Below are 4,178 nucleotides of genomic sequence, written 5' to 3'. Positions count from 1 at the left end.
AAAGAGAACTAAAAAATAGATTAAATTAAATTTCTTTCACAAAATCCAATGTACGGATTTACAACTATTCGCATGATAATCTAATATATCAAGTATTGACAAAGTACTTACATTATTTATAATAAATTAAAATTGAAAATAGTTGTGTTATGAGTATCAAACTAGATCCTTACGAACAAGATATTGAAGATAATTTTGAAAAGCAGCAAAAAATTGATGATAAAAGTGAAATAGCTTTGCTTCAAAAATCTGCAAAAGCACATCTTAATAAAAAGAGATCCGTTACTATCAGGATTGCAGAGCATGACATAGAAGCAATAAAAATTAAAGCTTCTAAACATGGTTTACCTTATCAAACCTATCTTAATATGCTAATTCATTTAGACGCTACTAAATTGTAAAACTATAGATTTTATCGTGAGCTATGCAGCCGTAGGCGTTGCTCGTGTCCGCATGGCTCTTATGTCATTCCTAGCTAAAAGCGGGAATCTAGGGTAAAGCGAGATAAATCGAGCTTTTAAAAAGCTTTAAGGTACTGGATTCCTGCTTTCGCAGGGATGACATAGAGGAGGTTTTTCGATCCATGTGGGCAATGCCGCTTTTAGCTAGGGATAACATACGTTATAGTAATAAACTTAAATTTAGAACAATATATGACTTTTATAGAAGAATTTATAAACAAAGGATATTTCCATCAATGTACCGATTTAGATCGGTTAACTAATATAACGAAAGAAACTAAGATAGCTGCTTATATCGGGTTTGATTGTACTGCTACATCACTTCACATCGGTAGTTTAATGCAGATAATGATCCTGCGACTATTACAGCAGCATGGGCATAAGCCTATTGTGATTATCGGCGGCGGTACTAGTAAAATCGGTGATCCTACTTGGAAAGATGAAGCTCGTAAAATTTTAAGCAAAGAAGATATAGCTAAAAATGCCGAGGGTATAAAGAAATCACTGTCAAAATTTATCAAATTCGGTGACGGTAAAAGTGATGCTATTATGCTAGATAATTCAGAGTGGCTAGACTCTCTTAATTATTTAGATTTCTTACGGGATTTTGGTAGCTATTTCTCAGTTAATCGTATGCTTACTATGGATTCGGTAAAGCTAAGGCTTGAGCGTGAGCAGCATTTAAGCTTCTTAGAATTTAACTATATGTTATTGCAAGCCTATGATTTTTACTATTTAAGCAAACATTATAATTGCAGCATGCAGCTTGGCGGTAGTGACCAATGGGGCAATATCGTAATGGGAGCGGATTTAATTCGTAAAATAAGCAGCAAAGAAGTATTCGGTATGACGACGCCGCTACTTACGACTAGCTCAGGTGCTAAGATGGGTAAAACTGCGGCAGGGGCGGTATGGCTTAATGAAGAACTGCTAAGTCCGTATGATTATTACCAATATTGGCGTAATTGTGAAGATGCCGACGTAATTAGATTTGCTAAATTATATAGTGAGTTAACGGAGGAAGAGCTTAATAAATTTGAGAGCTTAGTGGCTGAAGATATTAATGCAGCTAAAAAACAGCTTGCGTATGAGCTAACTAAGCTTTGTCATTCAGAACAAGCAGCAAAATCAGCTCTAGAAACTGCGGTAAAGATATTTGAGCAAGGGGAAATCGATGAAAATTTACATACGGTTGTTTTAGAACCGGAAATATTACAGGCGGGCATTAGTGCATATGAGCTATTTCATGAAGCAGGGCTTGCTAGCTCTAAATCGGAAGCACGTAAACTTATAAGAGGGAAGGGTGCTAAAATAAATGATGAGTTAGTTGCAGATGAGAATATGATAATTAATACTACTTTTTTACTCGATAAAAATGTTATAAAACTTTCTGCCGGTAAAAAAAGACATATATTAGTTAGGGTTTGAGTAGTTTAGTTTATTATTATGACCAAAATAAGGCTTGATGAATATTTGCTGAAAAAAGGTTTTGTAACAGATATTACCATAGCACAAAGTTTAATCATCCAAGGTAAAGTACATAATAAGTATGAGCAGTTAACTAAACCAGGTACACAAGTTAATATAAATAGCACGGATATAAAAGTAAAATTACCGAAACATAATTATGTTTCAAGAGGGGCATTAAAGTTAATTGCTGCTTTGGATTATTTTAAAATTAATCCTGAAAATTTGGTTTGTATTGATATAGGTAGTAGCACCGGCGGTTTTACTGAAGCGTTACTTGAGCGTAAAGCAAAATTAATCTTTGCAGTAGATGTCGGTTACGGTGAACTTCACCCTAAATTACGTGATAATCCACAAATTAAAGTGCTCGAGAAGACTAACGCACGATATTTAGCCGATAAACAAATAACAACGAAGCCTGATTTAATTGTTTGTGATGCCAGCTTTATTAGTTTAACTACTATATTACCAACCCCACTAAATTTAGCTAAAGAAGATTGTATGATTGTTGCTTTAATAAAGCCGCAGTTTGAAGTCGAAAAGCATGAAGTTGAAAAAGGCGGTATTATTAAAAATCCTCTCTTACATCAAAAAGTATGCGATAAAATAAAAGATTGGCTTGAGAAAGAATATAATTTTAAAATATTAGGTATTATAGAAAGTCCAATACTAGGAGCTAAAGGGAATAAAGAGTTTTTAATAGTGGGGCAGAGATCAATATAATCAGTTAGTATTTACCTAGAAAATAAATCCAACAAAAATTATGCAATATTGCAAAGAGACCAAAATAACAAGCAAGATAAAATGTCATAAAAAGTGCTTTTTTAAAAAGTTGATCTTTTATTACAAAATAGGTAGGAGCTACCAAAAATAAAAGTAAGATATTTAAATTAATAGCTGCTCGGTCAAACAAGAAAGTTTTTTGATCTTGCCACAAAATATACTTGTCATATAATCCTGCTGACAATAATACAAGACAAAAAATTCCTATGATAAAACAAATCACATTACAATAAGAAAAAGCTTCCTTAAATTTTAAAAACATATATCTTACTATTTAGTTAACAAGAAGTTCATTATAAATAATTTTTTTAAACAGTAATAGATAGAAGCACGTTTCCTTAAAATTTTTGGTATTTAGTTATATTATAAAAATATAAAGTTAAATATTGCTTATATATTCTAATTAGTGTATTTTCGTTACGGATAAGCATTATAAAATTTAAAAAAAGGTGGGTTATCCCACCTTTTTTGTTATAAACATCAAATATGCAAACTATTGAACAACAAATAACAAACGTAATAGAAGAATCCTTGACGGATATGGGATTTGAGTTAGTTCTTGTTAAGTTTAAAGGTGTTAATCCTAAAGTAGTCGAGATATTGATTGATAGCTTAAACGATGAAAAAATATCTGTGGAAGATTGTACTAAAGCAAGCAGGACTATCTCCGCTATTTTGGATGTTGAAGATTTAATAGAAGACGCATATTCTTTAGAAGTAGCATCAAGCGGTCTTGAACGTCCGTTAGTAAAGTTTGAAAATTATAAAAGATTCTTAGAAAGAGAAGTTAAAATCAAACTTAAAGAATTATTGAATGGCAAAACTCGTTATCAGGGTAAAATAATTAAAGCCGAAAATAATAAAATATATTTGAAATGTGAAGAACAAGAAGTACTAATAGATTATGATTTAATTAAAAACGCTAATCTAGTTTTAACGGAAGAAGTATTTAAAAAATTACTAGGTTCTATGAAGGTTTCTAATTGATTTTTTATTTTGAGTTATTTTTTAGCGAAAATTAATAAGATTTTTGAAGAAATAGTATTCATATTTCAAAAAAATCTTGTAATTTGCAGCAAAAAATAACTAAAATTAAATCTTTTTAGAAATCTTTACAGAGCCTAAAAAGCAGTAAGAGATAATGTATGTCTAATATAGGTAACGTAGAAATTTTACAAATTATAGATTCTGTAGCTCGTGAGAAAGGAATATCAAAAGAAATTTTGATTTCAACGGTTGAACAAGCGGTACAAGTAGCAGGACGAAAAAAATACGGTAATGAATATAATATTAAAGCTCAGATAAATAGAAAAACCGGTGAGATAAATCTTTTAAGGATCTTAAAAATAGTAGAAAATGTAGAAGATTACTTAACGCAAATCTTACTTGAAGAAGCTTTAATAAAGAATCCGGAAGCTAAAATCGATGATGAGATATATGAAAATTTACCACCGATTGATCATGCTA

6 protein-coding genes are annotated in these 4,178 nt (G+C 31.1%); 5 read left to right on the top strand and 1 reads right to left on the bottom strand.

The window, feature by feature from the left end:
• The first annotated feature begins 149 nt into the window (after positions 1–149).
• From AC1Z7D_RS06195 to AC1Z7D_RS06185, 3 genes are all read left to right on the top strand, one after another.
• A complete protein-coding gene (locus AC1Z7D_RS06195) occupies positions 150–401 on the top strand; it encodes a CopG family antitoxin (protein WP_482602909.1) in 252 nt (83 codons plus the stop codon).
• A gap of 252 nt (positions 402–653) precedes the next feature.
• Positions 654–1,889, top strand: a complete 1,236-nt coding sequence (gene tyrS, locus AC1Z7D_RS06190; RefSeq protein WP_482602907.1) for a tyrosine--tRNA ligase — start codon at positions 654–656, stop codon at positions 1,887–1,889.
• Positions 1,890–1,907: 18 nt separating this feature from the next.
• Positions 1,908–2,651 (top strand): TlyA family RNA methyltransferase, encoded by a 744-nt coding sequence (locus tag AC1Z7D_RS06185; RefSeq protein ID WP_482602904.1) that lies wholly within the window; start codon positions 1,908–1,910, stop codon positions 2,649–2,651.
• Between the two features lie 4 nt (positions 2,652–2,655).
• On the opposite strand, the gene AC1Z7D_RS06180 is transcribed toward AC1Z7D_RS06185, so the two are convergent.
• The gene (locus AC1Z7D_RS06180; RefSeq protein ID WP_482602903.1) at positions 2,656–2,973 is read right to left on the bottom strand and encodes a hypothetical protein; all 318 of its coding nucleotides are present in this window, start codon (positions 2,971–2,973) and stop codon (positions 2,656–2,658) included.
• Positions 2,974–3,197: 224 nt separating this feature from the next.
• Between AC1Z7D_RS06180 and rimP the strand changes: the two genes are divergently transcribed.
• The gene (gene rimP, locus AC1Z7D_RS06175; protein ID WP_482602902.1) at positions 3,198–3,698 is read left to right on the top strand and encodes a ribosome maturation factor RimP; all 501 of its coding nucleotides are present in this window, start codon (positions 3,198–3,200) and stop codon (positions 3,696–3,698) included.
• Between the two features lie 158 nt (positions 3,699–3,856).
• Positions 3,857–4,178 (top strand): NusA N-terminal domain-containing protein (locus tag AC1Z7D_RS06170; protein ID WP_482602900.1); only part of this gene is annotated, 322 nt, incomplete at its 3' end.

Source organism: Rickettsia sp., assembly GCF_965035265.1.
Note: the sequence above shows the minus strand (reverse complement) of the source record. Positions and strands in the feature narration are given on the sequence as shown.

Coding starts and splice junctions, on each gene's coding strand:
- AC1Z7D_RS06195 (WP_482602909.1), top strand. CDS start 150: ATGAGTATCAAACTAGATCCTTACGAACAAGATATTGAAGATAATTTT.
- tyrS (WP_482602907.1), top strand. CDS start 654: ATGACTTTTATAGAAGAATTTATAAACAAAGGATATTTCCATCAATGT.
- AC1Z7D_RS06185 (WP_482602904.1), top strand. CDS start 1,908: ATGACCAAAATAAGGCTTGATGAATATTTGCTGAAAAAAGGTTTTGTA.
- AC1Z7D_RS06180 (WP_482602903.1), bottom strand. CDS start 2,973: ATGTTTTTAAAATTTAAGGAAGCTTTTTCTTATTGTAATGTGATTTGT.
- rimP (WP_482602902.1), top strand. CDS start 3,198: ATGCAAACTATTGAACAACAAATAACAAACGTAATAGAAGAATCCTTG.